Source organism: Aphanothece stagnina RSMan2012 (genome assembly GCF_046764815.1).
Taxonomy (GTDB): Bacteria; Cyanobacteriota; Cyanobacteriia; order PCC-6307; family Cyanobiaceae; genus NIES-981.
The window spans coordinates 92,456-109,863 of record NZ_JBKOUC010000001.1; the positions used below are offsets into that span (position 1 = coordinate 92,456).

The window sequence follows — 17,408 nt, forward strand, 5'->3', positions numbered from 1 at the left end:
GGCGCCCTCTTCAGGGCCCTCTTCAGCGTCCCTGGCTGGTCAGGGGCGCTGCTCGATGAGGGCTTCGCTCTCCAGCACGAGCTGCCGCAGTCCCCGGAGCTGCGCTTCGGTGGCCCCCTCCCAGAGGCCCCGGTGATGGGCTTCCAGCAGTCGCTCGGCCATGTCCCGCAGGGCCCAGGGGTTGGCGCGCTCCAGGAAGCGGCGCACCTCTCCATCGCCCAGCCAGCTCTCCCAGAGGGCGCCGTAACTCCAGTCCGGTACCCGTCCGGTGCTGGCGTCGTAGGCGAACAGGTAGTCGAGGCTGGCGGCCATCTCGAATCCCCCCTTGTAGCCGTGCTCCCGCATCGCCTGGATCCAGCGGGGATTGAGCACCCGGCTGCGCAGCACCTTGTCCAACTCCTTCTCCAGCCGGTGCAGCCGCGGCCTGCTGCTGCGCGAATGGTCGCCGAACCACAGGGCCGGGGCTGATCCCTGCAGAGATTCGGCGGCCGCACTCAGCCCGCCCTGAAACTGGTAATAGTCGTCGGAATCCAGCAGGTCGTGCTCCCGGTTGTCCTGGTTGTGCAGCACCACCTGCACCGCCCCCAGTCGCTGCTCGAGGCCCTGCCGATCCGCTGCGGCATCGATCATCCCGGGGGCCCCGTCGCCCGCCGGCCCGTAACGCCAGCAGCTCCAGCTCAGAAAGGCCTCGCCCAGATCCGCGCGGCTGTCCCACTCCCCGCTGTGGATCAGCCCCTGCAGGCCGGCTCCGTAGGCCCCCGGCGCTGAGCCGTAGACGCGCGCGCTGTGACCGTCCTGCCGGGCGGCCTCGGCCAGGGGATTGGCGCTGCCCTCTTCGCTCAGGGCGGCCACCATCGCCGTGGCCCGGTTCATCCAGCCCACCAGCTGGGGAAAGGCGTCGCGGAACAGACCCGAGATCCGCAGGGTCACATCGACGCGGGGGCGCCCCAGCAGCCGCAGTGGAATCACCTCCAGGTCCACCAGGCGCCGGGTGGGTCCGTCCCAGACCGGACGGACCCCCAGCAGGGCCAGGGCCTGGGCGATGTCCTCGCCGCCGTTCCGCATCGTGCTGGTGCCCCAGACGGAGAGGGCCAGGTTGCGCAGATGTTCCCCCTCCTCCTGGAGGTGGAGCTCCAGCAGCAGCTCCGCGCTGCGTCGGCCCAGGTCCCAGGCGGCCTCGGTGGGCAGGCCGCGCAGATCGACGGAATAGAAGTTGCGGCCGGTCGGAAGCAGATCCGGGCGCCCCCGGGTGGGCGCCCCCGCCGGGCCGGCGGCAATGCGCCGGCCCTCCAGCCCCTCCAGCAGGGCCCGCCGTTCGGCATCGGCACAGGCCAGCAGCCGGGGCTTCCACTGCTGCTGCAGGTTGGCCACCACTGCCGCGGTGGCCGGGCCCGGCGTGCCCTCGTCGGCAGCTGCCCACTCCTCGGCAGGCCCTTCGCGCGGCGCCGCGAGCACCAGGCGGCAGAGCTCCAGGGCCCGCTCCTCCAACAGCGCCACCCCGTCTCCGACACAGCGCAGCCGGCTCGTGGCGTTCAGTCCGGCCGCCCGCAACCGCTGTAGATCGGCGGCCTCCAGGGGCTGCTCCTCCGGGTCCGTCCAGGGGTCGAACGCGAGGCCCAGGTCCCGGGCCAGGGCCTGGGTGAGACCCGCCACCCCGCCCTGGGGTGCGCGCGCCAGACACAGGAGCAGTTCGGCCAGCCGCTCGCTTCCGGGCAGCTGGCCGTAGGTGTGGAGCCCCAGGCGGATCTGGGCCTCCTTGAGCTCACAGAGGTAGCCGTCCGCCGCGTCGAGCCTGGCGTCCTGATCCGCCTCGGCAGCCAAGGCTGTCAGGGGCAGCTCCAGCTGCTGGAGCAGCTCCAGCAGGGTGGCCCGCAGGGGGGCGCTGCGGGCGCTGCCCAGCTGGCAGGCCTCCCAGTACTCATCGAGCAACGTTTCCAGCCGCTGCAGATCGCCATGCAGCCCAGCCCGGCCGAGGGGCGGGGTGAGGTGGTCGAGGATCACCGCCTGGCTGCGCCGCTTGGCCTGGGACCCTTCGCCCGGATCGTTGACGATGAACGGGTAGAGATGGGGCATGGGGCCCAGGGCCCATTCCGGAAAGCACTGCGGCGAGAGGCCAAGCCCCTTTCCAGGCAGCCATTCGAGGTTGCCGTGTTTGCCGACATGCACGACGGCATGGGCGGCGAAGGTCTGCCGCAGCCAGAGGTACTGCGCCAGGTAGGCGTGGGTGGGGGGCAGGTCGGGGGAGTGGTAGCTGAGGCTCGGGTCGCGGCCGTAGCCCCGTTCCGGCTGGAGCAGCACCACCACATGGCCGAAGGCCAGTCCGCGGACCGGGAAGCCCGGCGGCCCATCGGACGGCCTGGCCAGCCCGGCATCCCGTTCGGGCGGGCCCCACACCGCCTCCAGCCGCTGACGCCCCTCCAGGGGCAGGGTGTCGTACCAGCTCCGGTAACCGACCAGGTCCTGGTGGGCCAGCGCAGGGCGGTGAATGCTCTCGGGGTCGTTGCTCAGCCCGCGCAGCAGGCGTTCGATCAGGGCATCGCCATCGGCCGGCAGGTCGCAGCCCCCGGCGTCCGTCGTGCCGCCGAGGCTGTAGCCGGCCTCCCGCAGCCACTGCAGCATCAGGGCCGTGGAGGCCGGTGTGTCGAGACCGACCCCATTGGCCACTCGGCTGTTCCGGTTGGGATAGTTCGCCAGCACCAGCGCAATCCGACGCTGCGCTGGCGGGGTCTGCCGCAACCGCACCCACTGGCTGGTGAGGGTGGCGATCCAGTCGAGGCGTTCCGGATCGGGCCTGTAGCCCTGCAGTGCCGACACCAGGCGGTCACTGGCCCCCTCGGTCTCCTTGAAGGCCCCGATGCGGGTGGTGATGCGGCCGTCCAGTTCCGGCAGGGCCACCTGCAGGGTCAGGTCGGTGGGGGCCAGGCCGATGCTGCTGGCCTGCCAGAGCCGCTGGGGCTGGCTGCTGCAGAGCAGCTGCAGCACAGGTACCCCGAGGCAGTCCCAGAGCGGCGCACCGAGGCCGGCTTCCTCGAACTGCACCGAGGCGAAGGAGGTGCAGCACAGCACGGCCTCGACCCCTTCCCGTTCCAGCAGATCCCCTACCCCCTGCTGCACGGCCGGGTCCCGCAGGCTGCTGACCCACAGGGCCCGGGGAACCAGTCCCCCGCGCCGCAGCGCGTCCAGGGTCGCCTCCATCAGCGCCAGGTCACCGGCCTGCAGCAGGGCCCGGTAGGCGATGACACCCACCCGGGGGCCGGGCTCCGCACGCCAGTCGTGCGGCAGGGGGTCCGCCTGGCGCTCCACGCATGGCGGGGGGGGCTGTTCGCCGCGCAGGAGCCCCCCGAGGGCCTGCAGCACCGCCCGCACGTTCCGGCTCCCCCCCTCGCGCAGTCCCTGGGCGAGGGCCCGGGCCAGCTCCGGTGCCACCGTGCCGCTGCGGGCGAGGAGCTCCTCGTCGCCGGCCGTGCCGGCCAGCACCACCAGCTGCCGCCGGCCGGGCCGCTCGCGGGCCCAGTCCTCGAGCCGGGCCAGCCCGTAGCTCCAGTGCCCCCGCCCCCCCAGCAGCCGCACCACCACCAGCCGTGCCTGCTGCACGGTGCTGGCCAGGTAGTGATCGATCAGGGCCGGATGGCCCAGGGCGGCCAGATTCAGGCCCCGCAACTCCGCGCCCAGCAGGTCGGGCTCCCTGGCCAGGGCCCGATCGACGCTCACCAGATCGGTGTCGGCACTGGTCAGCAGCAGCACCGGCGCCGGTGGCTGCTCCACATAGCTGCCGCCATCGGGCTCGTCGCCGCCCCCCGGAATCGCCGCCAGTCTGTGCATGGACCCATCCTGCTGGCTGCGGTGAGAAGATCGGGGCCATCCAGCTCCTGCCCGTACCTCCCTCCGCCATGCACCAGTTCCTGCCCTACGCCTGGTTCCATGGCGAGTGCGTGCGGTTCGAGGACGCCACCCTGTCGGTGGCGACCCATGCGCTCCACTACGGCACCGGGGCCTTCGGCGGGATGCGGGCGCTCCCGAACCCATCGGACCCGGGCGAGATCCTGCTGTTCCGGGCCGACCGCCATGCCCGTCGGCTCAGCCAGAGCGCGCGGCTGCTGCTGACCGATCTGAGCGAGGAGACGATCCACCACGCCATCCGTGCGTTTCTGGTCGCGAACCAGCCGGCCTGCCCGGTGTATCTGCGTCCGTTCGTCTACACCAGCGATCTGGGCATTGCCCCGCGTCTGCACAACATCGAGACGAACTTCCTGATCTATGGACTCGAGCTCGGCGATTACCTCTCGCCTGAGGGGGTGAGCTGCCGGATCAGTTCATGGACCCGTCAGGAGGACCGCTCCCTGCCCCTGCGCGGCAAGATCAGCGGTGCCTACATCACCAGCTCGCTGGCCAAGACCGAAGCGGTCAAGAGCGGTTTCGATGAAGCGATCCTGATGAACAGTCGCGGCAAGGTGAGTGAGGCCAGCGGCATGAACCTCTTCATCGTGCGCGACGGCCAGCTGATCACCCCCGGCGTCGACCAGGACATCCTTGAGGGCATCACCCGGGCCAGCGTCATCGAACTCGCCCGGGCCATGGGCCTCGAGGTGATCGAGCGGGCCGTCGACAAGAGCGAGCTGTTCGTGGCCGACGAGGTCTTCCTCAGCGGCACCGCAGCCAAGGTCACCCCGGTCCGTCGGGTGGAAACCACCGACCTCCCCCTGGAACGTCCCGTGATGGAGAGCCTCCGCGAGCGGCTGACCCTGATCACGGAAGGCCGTGATCCCGCCTATGACCACTGGGTGACGCGGATCCGCATCGACAGCTGAGGCCCCGCCCGATGACCCTCGCCAACCCACCGGCCACCCCATCCCCCAGCGGTCAGGCGGAGCCGGGCCGCAGACCCGGCTTTCTCGAGCGCCTGCACGGCCCCGATCGGCCGGTGCTGGTCTTCGACGGGGCCACGGGCACCTCCCTGCAGCAGATGGACCTCACCGCCGAGGATTTCGGTGGGGCTGCCCTGGAGGGCTGCAACGAAGTTCTCGTGTTCAGCCGTCCCGACGCGGTGCAGGCTGTCCACCGGCAGTTTCTGGAGGTGGGTGCCGATGTGATCGAGACGGATACCTTCGGAGCCACCTCCCTGGTGCTGGCCGAATACGACATCGCCGACCAGGCCTTCGCGATCAACCGGCGGGCGGCGGAGCTGGCCCGCCAGATGGCCGATGCCTACAGCACTCCGGAGAAGCCGCGGTTCGTGGCCGGATCCATGGGCCCCACCACCAAGCTGCCCACCCTCGGGCACGTCGACTTCGACACGATGAAGGCCTCCTTCCAGGAGCAGGCCGAAGGCCTGCTGGCCGGCGATGTGGATCTGTTCATCGTGGAGACCTGCCAGGACGTGCTGCAGATCAAGGCGGCGCTGCAGGGCATCGAGGCCGCCTTTGCGACGACGGGCCAGCACCGGCCGCTGATGGTCAGCGTGACCATGGAAACCACCGGCACCATGCTGGTGGGCTCGGACATCGCTGCCGTGGTGGCGATCCTGGAGCCGTTCCCGATCGATGTGCTCGGCCTCAACTGCGCCACCGGGCCGGAGCAGATGAAGGAGCACATCCGCTACCTCAGCGAGCACAGCCCGTTTGTGGTGAGCTGCATCCCCAATGCCGGCCTGCCGGAGAACATCGGCGGCGTGGCCCATTACCGGCTGACACCGCTGGAGATGAAGATGCAGCTGCTGCACTTCGTCGAGGACCTCGGCGTGCAGGTGATCGGTGGCTGCTGCGGCACGACCCCGGCCCACATCGGCGCCCTCGCCGAACTGGCGGCCGAGATGAGCCCCGCCCCCCGGCCGGTGCGCCGCTCTGATGCCCGCGAGGATGGAGCGCCGCGGCCCCTGTTGCACTACGAGCCGGCGGCCGCCTCGATCTACGCCACCACCCCCTACCTGCAGGACAACTCATTCCTGATCATCGGGGAGCGGCTCAACGCCAGCGGCTCCAGGAAGGTGCGCGAACTTCTCGCCGAGGACGACTGGGATGGCCTGGTGGCGATCGCCCGCGGCCAGGTGAAGGAGAACGCCCACGTCCTCGATGTCAACGTCGACTATGTGGGCCGAGACGGAGAGCGCGACATGCGCGAGCTGGTGAGCCGGCTGGTCACCAATGTGAATCTGCCGCTGATGCTCGACTCCACCGAGTGGCAGAAGATGGAGGCCGGTCTCAAGGTGGCCGGCGGCAAGTGCATCCTCAACTCCACCAACTACGAAGACGGGGATGAACGCTTCTTCAAGGTGCTCGAGCTGGCCAAGGCCTACGGCGCCGGCGTCGTGGTGGGCACCATCGATGAGGAGGGGATGGCCCGCACGGCCGAACGCAAGTTCGCCATCGCGCAGCGTGCTTACCGCGATGCCCTGGAGTTCGGCATCCCCGCCCACGAAATCTTCTACGACCCCCTGGCCCTGCCGATCTCCACGGGAATCGAAGAGGACCGTCTGAACGGGGCGGCCACGGTGGAGGCGATCCGCCAGATCCGCGACAAGCTGCCCGGGGTTCACGTGGTGCTGGGGGTCAGCAATGTGAGCTTCGGTCTCTCCCCCGCCGCCCGGATCGTGCTCAACTCCGTCTTCCTGCATGACTGCTGCGAGGCCGGCATGGATGCGGCGATCGTCAGTCCGGCCAAGATCCTGCCGCTGGTCAAGATCAGTGAGGAACACCAGCAGATCTGCCGGGATCTGATCTACGACCGCCGGCGCTTCGAGAGCGAAGCCGCCGGTGCCATCTGCACCTACGACCCGCTCACCGTCCTGACCACCCTGTTCGAAGGCGTCAGTGCCAAGGAGGCCAGAGCCGCGGGTCCTTCACTCGCCGATCTGCCGGTGGAGGAACGCCTGCGCCAGCACATCATCGACGGCGAGCGCATCGGCCTGGAGGCCGCCCTGGAGGAGGCCCTGCAGAGCCATCCGGCGCTCCACATCATCAACACCTTCCTCCTGGAGGGTATGAAGGTGGTCGGGGAGCTGTTCGGCTCCGGTCAGATGCAGCTGCCCTTCGTGCTGCAGAGCGCCGAAACGATGAAGGCGGCGGTGGCCCAGCTCGAGCCCCACATGGAGCGTGTGGAAGGGGAAAGCAGCAGCAAGGGCAAGTTTCTGATCGCCACCGTGAAGGGCGATGTGCATGACATCGGCAAGAACCTGGTCGACATCATCCTCACCAACAATGGCTACGAGGTGATCAATCTGGGCATCAAACAGAGCTGTGAGGCGATCATCGAGGCCCAGCAGCATCACCAGGCCGACTGCATCGCCATGAGTGGTCTGCTGGTGAAATCCACGGCCTTCATGAAGGACAACCTGGAGGCCTTCAACGAGGTCGGGATCGCCGCACCGGTGATTCTCGGGGGAGCCGCTCTCACGCCCCGATTCGTCCACGGCGACTGTCGTGCCGCCTACCGGGGCCAGGTGGTCTACGGCCGCGATGCCTTCGCCGACCTGCGCTTCATGGATGCCCTGATGGACGCCAAGGCTGCGGGTCGCTGGGATGACCGGCAGGGCTTCCTCGACGGGGCACCCGAAGGGCTGGGGCTCGGGGATCCCCGGGCCGCCACCGACACCGCCACCGACACCGCCACCGACACCGCCACCGAGACCGCGACCGACACCGCCAGCGCCGCTGACCCTGCCGATCCGGACAGCCAGGAGGAGTCCGCGCCAGGGGCCCCGGTGGCGTCCACACCGAATGACCACCGCTCCGCGGCGGTGCCGGAGGAGCCCGCCCTGGAGCCACCCTTCTGGGGCAGCCGGGTGCTCACCGAGGCTGACATCGACCTCGAAGAGGTGTTCGCCTACCTCGATCGCTCGGCCCTCTTCGCCGGCCAGTGGCAGCTGCGCAAGACCCAGCAGCAGAGCCGGGAGGCCTACGAGGCGATGCTCGCCGAGAAGGCCGAGCCTGTGCTGCAGCAGTGGCAGCGCCGCTGCCTGGCCGAGGGGCTGCTGACCCCGCGGGTGGTCTATGGCTATTTCCCCTGCGGCCGGGACGGCAACGCCGTGGTGGTCTTCGACCCCGCCAGGCGCGCCTCCCCGGTGGGTCGTTTCGAGCTGCCCCGCCAGCGGGCCGGCAACCGCTACTGCATCGCCGACTTCTACCGCGATCTGCAGCTGACACCCGGCGCCGATCCAGCCCCCAGCGACGTGCTGCCGATGCAGGCGGTGACCATGGGAGAGGAGGCCACCCGTTTCGCCCAGCAGCTGTTCCGGCAGGATCAGTACACCGACTACCTCTACTTCCACGGCCTGGCCGTGCAGATGGCCGAAGCCCTGGCGGAATGGGTGCATGCCCGCATCCGCCGGGAGCTGGGCTTCGGTGCTCAGGAGCCCGCCACCCTGCGGGATGTGCTGGCCCAGCGCTACCGCGGCAGCCGCTATTCCTTCGGTTACCCCGCCTGCCCGAACGTGGCCGACTCGCGCCAGCAGCTCGCCTGGCTGGGGGCTGAGCGCATCGGTCTGACGATGGATGACAGCGACCAGCTCGAGCCGGAGCAGAGCACCACGGCCCTGGTGGCGCTCCACAGCAAGGCCCGCTATTTCAGTGCCTGAGGCCACCCCCTTCGGCCTAGCGTGGTGACCCTCCCGCCCTTGTTCCCATGGCCATCGCCGGTCCTGACGGTGTCGACGCTGCGATCAAGGCCGGGGTGGATCTCGATGGCTCGCCGATTCCTGCAGAGATGCTGGCCCTCTACAACGAGGTGATGGCGCTGGAGAGCCAGCGGGCCCGTTCCGGCGTCACCAAATCAATGCGCAACCGGGTGGTCAAGACGGGCTCGAAGCATCTGGATCAGGAGCAACTCGATGCCCGCCTGAAGGCCGCCGGATGGGACGGTCTGAAGGACAGGGAGATCGCCTTCTTCTACGGCTGACCCGGCTGGGCTGCCCCCGCGGCGGTCACGCCGAGCCCCCGGGGATGGAGCGACGCCGAGGGCAGAGCGCGAGCGGCTCAGCTGGATTGCAGTCAGCGGCTCAGCTGCACATCTCCTCAAGGGCCTCGATGACCTCCTGCTGAAACTCCTCGAGGTCGGAGGAGTCGCTGAGGTCCAGACCCTCGCCGGCGGCGTTCTGGGTCAGTTCCTGGAAGTGGAATGCGCCTTCACCGTGGGCGAGGAACTCCATGGCGGAGGGCTCCCCGCTTTCCTTGTAGGCATCGCAGAGGGCCAGGAAGGCCGCGTCTTCGTTGAATTCCCAGCTCATGAAGGGGGGCGCGTCGAACGACAGAGGGAACGCGGTCAACGACCTTTAACGCCTACCCCCCGGAAGCCGTCAACCTCCCGGGCCAACTTTCTTCGTCTGGCGGGCAGTCCGTCACATTCGCCAGACTGATGGGCCTTCGCGTTCCGCGCCGCCGTGAGCGAGCCCAGCGCCTCCGACACCTCTGCTCCGACCGCCCGCAATGTGCTGGGCGAACCGCTGACGATCTGCGGCTGTGAGCCGATGACCGGCTGGTTCCGGGATGGTTCCTGCCGCACCAACGGTGCTGATCTGGGCCTCCACACCGTGTGCTGTGTGGTCAACGACGCCTTCCTCAGCTACAGCCGCGCCCAGGGCAACGATCTCAGCACGCCAGCTCCCCAGTACGGCTTTGCCGGTCTGAGGCCCGGCGACCACTGGTGCGTGTGTGCGCCGCGATGGCTCGAGGCCTACGAGGACGGCATGGCGCCGCCGGTGCGTCTGGAGGCGACGGAGGAGAGCACGCTCGCGCTGATCCCCCTCGAGATCCTCCGCCAGCACGCCGCCTGAGAGGCCAAAGGCTCAGTGATACGCCATCGTCTCACCACGGAATCGGCTGGCCGTCCCAGGCCCAGAAGCCACCGCTCTGCTCTGGTCCGAGACCGTTCAGCACCGCCAGCAGGTGCCGGGCCGCGCGCTGGGGACTGAACAGCCGCTCCGGCGGGACGGAGGCCTGGAACGGTGCTGACAGCGGCGTGGCCGTCGTACCCGGATGGAGCAGGCTGACGCAGCCGAGCGGCAGGCGCCGGCTCCACTCCAGGGCCAGGGTGCGCAATAGCTGGTTCTGGGCGGCTTTGGCGGAGCGGTAGCTGTACCAACCGCCGAGCCGATTGTCGCCGAGGCTGCCGACCCGCGCCGAGAGGCTGGCGAAATGGAAGGGGGCCTGGCGGGGCAGCGCCGGTTCGACGGCCTGGGCCAGCAGCACCGGGGCGAAGGCGTTGACGGCGAAGCTGCGCTCGAGGTTGGCCCGGCACACCTGGGCCAGCCGCTTCTCGGGCCGCAGGGTTCCGTCGTGCAGCACCCCGGCCGTGTTCAGCACCAGCCGCAGCGGCGGACCATCCTGCAGGGCATCGCCCAGGCGGGCGAGGCTGCCGTCGTCGGTGAGGTCGAGCGGCCAGTGGCTCACCCGTTCCCAGGAGGCCTTCTCGCCGCTGCGAACGTCCTCGCGGGAGTCGCGGCGAACGTCACGGCGGAAGTCATGACGGGAGGCCCCCACCAGCTGCAGGCCGGGGGCCCGCTGCTCCAGCTCGGCGAGCAGCGCCCTGCCGATCCCGCCGCAGCCCACCACGAGGGCCCGGCCGACCCAGTCGGCGAGGGGGGGCTGGGGACTGGACACGGCCGCAGCCTCCGGGGATCCGCATGATGGCAACCTGGAGCTCCCCGACGACACGCGCTGTCCATGGGCCTCCGCCTGGGCCTTCGCATCGCCCTGCTCGGCCGTGGGGCCTGGGGGGAGACCCTGGCGGCGCTCTGGAGCGGCCAGGGGCACAGCATCCGCTCCTGGTCCCGCCGGGATGGCCCCCTCCCCCCGGACCTGCTGGCCGAGGCCGAGCTGGTCGTGGCGGCCGTCTCGATGGCGGGAATCGAACCGATCGGCCTGCAGCTGGCCGGCCACTGGCCTGACGCCATACCGCTGCTGAGCTGCAGCAAGGGCATCGACCTCGACCGGCTGGCCACCCCGACCCAGCTCTGGCGCCGCCACCTCCCCCCCCAGGTCCCCCTGCTGGTGCTCAGTGGTCCCAACCTCGCCACGGAGCTTCGGCGCGGCTTGCCGGCCGCGAGTGTGCTCTCCAGCGACCGGGCGGACCTGGCGGCCGATCTTCAGCTCCGGCTGAGCGGCCCCAGCCTGCGGCTGTACACCAATGACGATCCGGTGGGCACGGAGGTCGCCGGTGCCCTCAAGAACGTCATGGCGGTGGCGGCTGGGATTTCCGATGGCCTCAGCCTGGGTGCCAATGCCCGGGCCTCCCTCCTCTGCCGCGGCCTGGCGGAGATCGGCGTGGTGCTGGAGGGCCTGGGGGGGCGTTGCAGCACGCTGTACGGCCTGGCCGGGCTGGGGGACCTGCTGGCCACGGCGACCAGTGAGCTCAGCCGCAACTACCGCTTCGGGCTGTTCCTGGCCGAGGGCCTGGAGCCCGCCGAGGCGGAACGGCGCATCGGCGCGACGGTGGAAGGGCCGCGCACCGCCCGTGCGGCGGTGGGTCTGGCGCAGCGGCATGGCTGGTCCCTGCCGATCTGTGCGCAGGTGGTGCGGGTGCTCCAGGGCAGCGCGCTTCCCCGGGAGGCCGTCCAGGCGCTGATGGAACGGGATCTCAGGTCGGAGCGGCAGCCATGAGCCGGGCCGCCGACCCAGGCCTCCACCCTGCCGTGCTGGTGGAGGCCTTCGCCTCCAGGCCCTGTGAAGGCAACGGGGCCGCCGTGGTGCTGCTGGATCGTCCCCTGGAGGACGGGGAGATGCAGGCGCTGGCCCGCAGCCTCAACCAGTCCGAGACGGCGTTCCTGCTCCCGCACGGGGGGCAGTGGCTGCTGCGCTGGTTCACGCCCACCTGCGAGGTGCCCCTGTGCGGGCACGGAACCCTGGCGGCCGTGCTGGCCCTGGGCCACTGGGGCCGGCTCGCGGCCGGGCAACCGCTGACGCTTCACAGCCGCAGCGGTCCCCTGTGGGCCCAGCTGGACGCGGCAGTCGACGGCGTCGCCCAGATCGTGCTGCCCAGCTCCGGGCTGATCCCCGCCGGGCCATCTCCTGCCCTTGAGGTGTTCGTGCAGGAGCGGCTCCAGTCGGCCCTGGAGGGCTACTGGACGTCACCGCTGGGGTACACGGTGGGCCTGCTGCCCGCCGACGCTGCGTTGGCCACGGCCGTGCTGCCATCCCGCGACCTCCCCGAAGCCGATCAGGGAGGCCTGGTGCTGATGCAGCCCCTGGACCCCTGCACTGGCCCCAGGGTGCTGGACATGCCGTGCCGCTATCAGCTGCGGTTCCTGGCCCCCGGGCTGGGGATCGATGAAGATCCGGTCACCGGGTCGGCCCATGCCCTGGTGGCCCCGTGGTGGCTCGAGCGGCTGGCGCTGGAGCGCGTCGCGGGCTGGCAGTGTTCCCACCGTCCAGGAGGGATGCTGTGCGAACACGCATCTTCAGGCATGATCCGCCTGTGCGGATCGGGCCATCTCCTGTGGGACGGAACCTTGCATCTCGATTCCAGGGCTTGCGGGGGCGAATCCCCCGGCCAGCCCTCCCCTCCTGGTGCCATCCGGGCCGGCTGCGGCTGGGATGGCCTCTTGGCCTGAGGCTCAGTTCCCCGGTTGCCCGCCAGTTCCTGATCGCCACCCCCATGGCGGTGGTGGCGGTGACCGTGGGCTTCGTCGCCCAGGGGCACGCCCCGCGCCCCTATGCCGCGGTGGAGGGGGAGCTGCTGGACACCCTGATGGCGGTTCCACCCCCGCCGCCGGACACGACCGCCGCGGCTGAGCAGCTGCGCAACCTCGAGGCCCGCCGCGCCGCTCCCGGCGCTGCTCCACGCCCGCCCCAGCTGGGACTGGCCGAGCCGGAGGCGGGGGACCCTGTGGATCTCGAGATCCGGGTCGCACTGCTCAGGGCCGGCGGCAGCCCCAGCCTCTCCGCTCAAGGGCCCTGGCAGCTGCTGAGCCGCGATGGCCAGTTGCTGCAGCAGGGGGCGGCCGGTCAGAGCGTCGATCTGGGTGCCCTCTGGCAGGCCGGCCCCGAGACCTGGCTGCAGACCACCGGGCCGGCCCTGCTCGTCAACGGTCAGCCCTATGGCGGTCGCCTCCGGCTGATCCAGGAGAGCTCCGGGCTGAGGTTGGTGAACCACCTGGCGCTGGAGGAGTACATCAGCTCGGTGGTGGGCGCCGAGATGCCCAGCAGCTGGTCCATGGAGGCCCTGCGCGCCCAGGCGGTGGCGGCCCGCTCCTATGCCCTCGCCCACATGGCCAGGCCGGCCAACCGCCACTGGCATCTGGGCGATACGACCCGCTGGCAGGCCTACCGCGGCCAGGGGAGTGTCACCGACCGGACCCGGCAGGCCACGGCCGCCACGGCCGGGCTGATCCTCAGTTACCAGGGGGCCATCGTCGAGAGTCTCTACGCCGCCAACCGCCAGATCAGCCTGGAAGCCCACGGCCACCTCGGCGCCAGCATGAGCCAGCACGGTGCCCAGGATCTTGCCCAGCAGGGGTTCCGCTACAACCAGATCCTGGGTCATTACTACCAGGGCGCTTCCCTGGCCCGCCTCAAGGCCGGTGCGGGCTGAAAGGCTCTGGCGCGGCGCTCTTCAACGGGCACAGCATGCCGAGGCGGCCGGTGCCCTCGTGCCGCTGCAGACCGAGCTGGTCGCCCTGGCTGGGCTGGAGCCCTTCGTGCTGCGCCGGCTGCTCAGCCGCACCCCCAAGCACCTCCGGCCGGGCGGCCCGAGGCCCAATCCGTTCCTTCCCTGGGACGCGGAGCTCGAACTCGAGCGGCTCGGCACCACCCACGTCGTGCTGCTCAACAAGTTTCCGGTGCAACCCGGTCACCTGCTGGTGATCAGCCAGCAGTGGCAATCCCAGGCCGGCTGGCTGGATCCCGTCGACTGGCAGGCCGTGGTCCAGGTGTCCACCGACACGGGCGGGTTCTGGTTCTTCAACAGCTGCGCCGAGGCCGGCGCCAGCCAGCCCCATCGTCATCTGCAGCTGCTCCCCCGCCACGCCGGTCAGCCCAGCTGCCCCCTGGCCGAAGCCTTTCAACGGCATCTGCGGGGTGATCCGCTCCCCTGGCCCTGGAGCTTCCAGCTCAGCCGCCGGAGCGCTCCGGATGACCCCGATGAGCTGGACCGGCTGTACCGGGACCATGCCGAGGCCCTCGGGCTCGGTCGCCCTGGGTTGCATCCCCAGCCGCGCCATCCCTACAACCTGCTCTTCGATGACGACTGGTTCCTGATGCTGCGCCGCCGGCAGGAGCACTGCGCCGGCTACAGCGTCAACGCGCTGGGATTTGGCGGCTATCTGCTGGCCACCGAGCACTCCGACCTCGCCTGGCTGCAGGACCATGGCCCGCTGGAGTTGTTGCGCCGGGTGGCCACACCGCTCGCGGCCGGCGGACCCTGAGCCCGGGATCGGGACGGCAGGGTTCAGTGGCGCCACGGTTGTCAACCCGGGCCAGCAGGGGCGTGGCTGGAAGGGGGACGGCACCCACGCCGTCGCTCCCTTCCATCTCCTCCTATGACCACCTCTCCATCCCCTTCGGCAGCCATCGAGGCCCGCAACCTGCGGGTGAGCCGTTACCGCGACCTGGTGCGGCCGATCGCTCTGCATTACCGCCAGCGGTGCAACGAGCCCCTGGACGACCTCGTGCAGGTGGGCCTGCTGGGGCTGTTGCGGGCTGCCGAGCTCTACCGCGACGCGTCAGCCACCCCCTTCGAGGCCTTTGCCAGGCCCCACATCCGGGGTGCGGTTCTCCACTACCTCCGGGACGTGGCCCAGCCGATCCGACTGCCCCGGCGGATCGACGAACAGCGCCTGCAACTGGCCCGGCTGCGCCGGGACTGGCTGACCCTCCACCATCGGACGGCAAGCGAGGCTGAGCTACGGCAGGCCCTCGGTGTCGATCAGGTCCACTGGTGCCGCCTGATCGCCGCCGAGCTGATGCTGCGGGTCCAGTCGCTGGATGCCCCCCGGAACCACGCAGACCTCGAGCCGCCGCAGTCGGATCAGGATGGGCCTGCCGACGACGCGCTGGGATCCGGAGCCATGACCTGGCAGCTGGAGAACCCGGGGGACGGCGACGCGCTCGGGGACGGCAGCTCCACCAGCATCCTCCAGCTTCTTGAGGAGCCCCTCAGGAGCGTGGTGGAGCGGGTTGTGCTCGGGGGCTGGAGCTATCGCCGTACGGCCGAGGCCCTGCAGGTCAGCCCGATGACGGTGCAGCGACGTCTGCACAAGGGCCTGGGCAGGCTGCGCGAACTCCTGGTCAGTTCGAGGCCGCCGACTCGTCCCGCTGCATCTGCTGTTCCAGGGTGCTGATCGCGGCCGTGACGGCGGCCAGCTGACGCTCCACCCCGTCCCTCCAGAAGCGCAGCATCCGCAGCTTGCGTTCCTGGTGACGCCGCATGGAGTCGCGACCGTGGTCGCCGTCGCTGCAGCAGGCGAAGGGGGGGAACATGGGACGATGGAATCAACCCCAAGGTTCTAGCGGGCACAAGCCCGCTGCCGGGAGGCCGGGTCCCCTCCACCGGCTGGGTCGCCTGTCTCCTTCAGCCCTCCAGCCCACCCTGTGCCATGGCCGACCGGCCGTCCGCGGCGTGCTCAGCGTTCGTCAGTCAGCGGAGGTCCCGGGTAACCTTTTCCCCCAGCCTTCGGTCGGGGCCATCCAGTTCCGCGGAGCTCCCGATCGCCAGGTTCGTCCAGCCCTTCAACCAGGACGCCGCTCCCGAGTCCAGGGAACGTTCCAGGAAGGGATCGGGGATGACCTGCCCCTTGTCCCTTACCCCCGACAACATTTGAAATCCGCAGGCCCTGCCGGTTCCATGCTTGGAGCGTCCTGGCGCCCCCTGATGGTGCTGGGAGTGGCTGCGGCGATCGTCGCCCCGTGCCCCTCAGCCCACGCCGATGTCGCCCTGATGGCCGGCCAGAGGGCCAGGCCCCTCAATGGCATCTTCAACACCGTCCCGGTGCTGCATTCCAACCAGCCCGAGGAAGTGGAGGGCCCGGGGATCCTGATCAGCACGGCCCCCGGTGTCTCCTATGCGGCGGAGAACGGGATGGCCTTGCGCAATGCCGAATACACCTTCAACGGGGAGTTCGGCATCCACATGCACCACAAGTACTTCCCCACGTACCGAAGCCAGATCCGGCCCGGGGAACGGCGCACCGAACTCACCCTCGGCCTGATCCTGATCAACCCCGGCCAGCGAGCCGTGCAGATCAGTTTCGAGCGGGGTGCCGTGCGCAACAGCTTCGAGGCGCCCTACCTCGCCAACAACCTGATGGGTGTCAAGCCGCTGGGTGTCCGTCCCTGGAACACCGGTCCCGGTGATGCCACGGCGGTGCAGATGCTGCGCGGCAAGCTGGATCAGCGCCTGAGCGACCAGGTGACGATTCCGCCGCGGAGCAGGATCGTTCTGTTCCATACCCAACTGCCCGCCCTCGGGATTGCCAATGCCCTGCTGCGGGGGCGCAGCACCGGTCCCTTCCAGATGGCCGTCGTGGCCGCCAGCGAACCCCGCAGCGATGCCGATCTGGTGGCGGTTCTCGACCAGCGGCGCCTGGCCCCCGGCCGGGTGTACCTCAACCGCATCGCCGAGATTCAGAACCGTCGCATCTTCTCCCGCGTCGGCGGCGTGGCCCTCGGGGACTCCTACGAAGCCCAGCTCAAGCACGATCTCCGCCGGGATGGCCCCCTGCACGTTCCCCTCACCAGCACCCAGCGTCACCACTTCGGTACCCGAGATATCCAGGTCAACCAGCTGGCCACCCGGATGATCGATTCCTCCCTCGACAACGTCGGTACCTATGGGGTGCGGTTTGACATCGACCTGAACCTTCAGGGTTCCGGTCCCTATGAGCTGGTGTTGAGCCACCCGGTCCCCGGAGGCAACTCTCCCCCGTTCACGGCATTCCGGGGCTCCATGCAGGTCCGCACCCCCGAGGGTCTGCAGGAGATCCATGTCGGTCTGCGCTCCGGTGAGAGCCTCTCGCTGGCGCAGCTCAACCTGAACCCCGGGGTGCCCAATCCCGTCCGGGTGAGTCTGGTCTATCCCGCTGACGCCACCCCCGGCCACCTGCTCAGCGTGGTGCCTGCCAGCCAGTTGGCCCGGGTGCAGCAGAGCCAGGCCCTGCAGGCCGCCGCCAGGGCAGCGGCCCCAGCCACCCCACCCGTCGCCCGACCCGCCACTGCTCCCCAGCCCAGAGCTCCCCAGCCCAGAGCCCCCCAGCCCAGGAGCCCCCAGCCGCCTGTTCTGCCCAGACCCGCGGCGCCTGTCGTGCGCGAGCCTTCTCCCCGCCCCACCACGGTGCTGAGGGCGACACCCAGCGCAACCTCCCCCAATTCCCGGACCCCGTCGCCGGCCGTCAGCCAGAGCCTGCTCGATCGGTACCAGGAAGCGCTCGATGCCCAGCGCAAGATGATGCGGGATCTGATGCAGCGATGAGCGGGAGCAATCCGCAC

Annotated in this window: 14 protein-coding genes; 10 read left to right on the forward strand and 4 right to left on the reverse strand. The window is 70.0% G+C overall.

The genetic code is table 11. The features are described from left to right. Positions 1 to 39: 39 nt before the first annotated feature. A complete protein-coding gene (gene cobN / locus ACLNEE_RS00505) occupies positions 40 to 3,822 on the reverse strand; it encodes a cobaltochelatase subunit CobN (RefSeq protein WP_411423467.1) in 3,783 nt (1,260 codons plus the stop codon). A 68-nt stretch (positions 3,823 to 3,890) separates the two neighbouring features. Here cobN and ACLNEE_RS00510 point away from each other — a divergent pair, with 68 nt between their 5' ends. From ACLNEE_RS00510 to ACLNEE_RS00520, 3 genes are read left to right on the forward strand one after another with little or no spacing between them, the layout of a single operon-like run. Next, positions 3,891 to 4,808, forward strand: coding sequence for a branched-chain amino acid transaminase (locus ACLNEE_RS00510; RefSeq protein ID WP_411423468.1), 918 nt, complete (start codon positions 3,891 to 3,893; stop codon positions 4,806 to 4,808). Positions 4,809 to 4,819: 11 nt separating this feature from the next. Beyond that, a complete protein-coding gene (metH, locus tag ACLNEE_RS00515) occupies positions 4,820 to 8,569 on the forward strand; it encodes a methionine synthase (RefSeq protein WP_411423469.1) in 3,750 nt (1,249 codons plus the stop codon). Between the two features lie 47 nt (positions 8,570 to 8,616). Then, positions 8,617 to 8,889: a small RNA NsiR4-regulated ssr1528 family protein gene (locus ACLNEE_RS00520; RefSeq protein ID WP_411423470.1), complete on the forward strand. Its 273-nt coding sequence runs from the start codon at positions 8,617 to 8,619 to the stop codon at positions 8,887 to 8,889. 100 nt (positions 8,890 to 8,989) lie between these two features. Here the strand turns inward: ACLNEE_RS00520 and ACLNEE_RS00525 are convergent, their stop codons facing one another. Continuing rightward, positions 8,990 to 9,256, reverse strand: coding sequence for a hypothetical protein (locus ACLNEE_RS00525; RefSeq protein WP_411423471.1), 267 nt, complete (start codon positions 9,254 to 9,256; stop codon positions 8,990 to 8,992). Between the two features lie 114 nt (positions 9,257 to 9,370). Between ACLNEE_RS00525 and ACLNEE_RS00530 the strand changes: the two genes are divergently transcribed. Further along, positions 9,371 to 9,763: a DUF2237 family protein gene (locus tag ACLNEE_RS00530; RefSeq protein WP_411423472.1), complete on the forward strand. Its 393-nt coding sequence runs from the start codon at positions 9,371 to 9,373 to the stop codon at positions 9,761 to 9,763. A gap of 31 nt (positions 9,764 to 9,794) precedes the next feature. Here ACLNEE_RS00530 and ACLNEE_RS00535 read toward each other — a convergent pair whose 3' ends face one another. Further along, positions 9,795 to 10,589 (reverse strand): SDR family NAD(P)-dependent oxidoreductase, encoded by a 795-nt coding sequence (locus ACLNEE_RS00535; RefSeq protein WP_411423473.1) that lies wholly within the window; start codon positions 10,587 to 10,589, stop codon positions 9,795 to 9,797. A 63-nt stretch (positions 10,590 to 10,652) separates the two neighbouring features. On the opposite strand from ACLNEE_RS00535, the gene ACLNEE_RS00540 reads away from it, so the two are divergent. The 5 genes from ACLNEE_RS00540 (at position 10,653) to ACLNEE_RS00560 (ending at position 15,265) form a co-directional block, all read left to right on the forward strand. Continuing rightward, complete coding sequence (locus ACLNEE_RS00540) at positions 10,653 to 11,588, forward strand: NAD(P)H-dependent glycerol-3-phosphate dehydrogenase (protein WP_411423474.1); 936 nt, start codon at positions 10,653 to 10,655, stop codon at positions 11,586 to 11,588. Continuing rightward, complete coding sequence (locus ACLNEE_RS00545) at positions 11,585 to 12,538, forward strand: PhzF family phenazine biosynthesis protein (protein WP_411423475.1); 954 nt, start codon at positions 11,585 to 11,587, stop codon at positions 12,536 to 12,538. The genes ACLNEE_RS00540 and ACLNEE_RS00545 overlap by 4 nt, the downstream gene beginning before the upstream one ends. 44 nt (positions 12,539 to 12,582) lie before the next feature. Further along, positions 12,583 to 13,518, forward strand: coding sequence for a SpoIID/LytB domain-containing protein (locus ACLNEE_RS00550; RefSeq protein WP_412006666.1), 936 nt, complete (start codon positions 12,583 to 12,585; stop codon positions 13,516 to 13,518). Next, positions 13,508 to 14,350 carry an ATP adenylyltransferase family protein gene (locus ACLNEE_RS00555; protein WP_411423477.1) on the forward strand — a complete coding sequence of 281 codons (843 nt, stop codon included), beginning with the start codon at positions 13,508 to 13,510 and terminating at the stop codon, positions 14,348 to 14,350. Before ACLNEE_RS00550 ends, ACLNEE_RS00555 begins: the two co-directional genes overlap by 11 nt. Before the next feature lie 114 nt (positions 14,351 to 14,464). Continuing rightward, positions 14,465 to 15,265: a sigma-70 family RNA polymerase sigma factor gene (locus tag ACLNEE_RS00560; protein WP_411423478.1), complete on the forward strand. Its 801-nt coding sequence runs from the start codon at positions 14,465 to 14,467 to the stop codon at positions 15,263 to 15,265. Here ACLNEE_RS00560 and ACLNEE_RS00565 read toward each other — a convergent pair. Continuing rightward, complete coding sequence (locus ACLNEE_RS00565; RefSeq protein ID WP_411423479.1) at positions 15,213 to 15,404, reverse strand: hypothetical protein; 192 nt, start codon at positions 15,402 to 15,404, stop codon at positions 15,213 to 15,215. The genes ACLNEE_RS00560 and ACLNEE_RS00565 overlap by 53 nt on opposite strands. A 391-nt stretch (positions 15,405 to 15,795) precedes the next feature. Between ACLNEE_RS00565 and ACLNEE_RS00570 the strand changes: the two genes are divergently transcribed. Further along, positions 15,796 to 17,391 carry a DUF3370 family protein gene (locus ACLNEE_RS00570; RefSeq protein WP_412006667.1) on the forward strand — a complete coding sequence of 532 codons (1,596 nt, stop codon included), beginning with the start codon at positions 15,796 to 15,798 and terminating at the stop codon, positions 17,389 to 17,391. Positions 17,392 to 17,408 lie beyond the last annotated feature (17 nt).

Coding starts and splice junctions, on each gene's coding strand:
- ACLNEE_RS00510 (WP_411423468.1), top strand. CDS start 3,891: ATGCACCAGTTCCTGCCCTACGCCTGGTTCCATGGCGAGTGCGTGCGG.
- ACLNEE_RS00520 (WP_411423470.1), top strand. CDS start 8,617: ATGGCCATCGCCGGTCCTGACGGTGTCGACGCTGCGATCAAGGCCGGG.
- ACLNEE_RS00540 (WP_411423474.1), top strand. CDS start 10,653: ATGGGCCTCCGCCTGGGCCTTCGCATCGCCCTGCTCGGCCGTGGGGCC.
- ACLNEE_RS00550 (WP_412006666.1), top strand. CDS start 12,583: ATGGCGGTGGTGGCGGTGACCGTGGGCTTCGTCGCCCAGGGGCACGCC.
- ACLNEE_RS00570 (WP_412006667.1), top strand. CDS start 15,796: ATGGTGCTGGGAGTGGCTGCGGCGATCGTCGCCCCGTGCCCCTCAGCC.
- ACLNEE_RS00560 (WP_411423478.1), top strand. CDS start 14,465: ATGACCACCTCTCCATCCCCTTCGGCAGCCATCGAGGCCCGCAACCTG.
- cobN (WP_411423467.1), bottom strand. CDS start 3,822: ATGCACAGACTGGCGGCGATTCCGGGGGGCGGCGACGAGCCCGATGGC.
- ACLNEE_RS00545 (WP_411423475.1), top strand. CDS start 11,585: ATGAGCCGGGCCGCCGACCCAGGCCTCCACCCTGCCGTGCTGGTGGAG.
- ACLNEE_RS00565 (WP_411423479.1), bottom strand. CDS start 15,404: ATGTTCCCCCCCTTCGCCTGCTGCAGCGACGGCGACCACGGTCGCGAC.
- metH (WP_411423469.1), top strand. CDS start 4,820: ATGACCCTCGCCAACCCACCGGCCACCCCATCCCCCAGCGGTCAGGCG.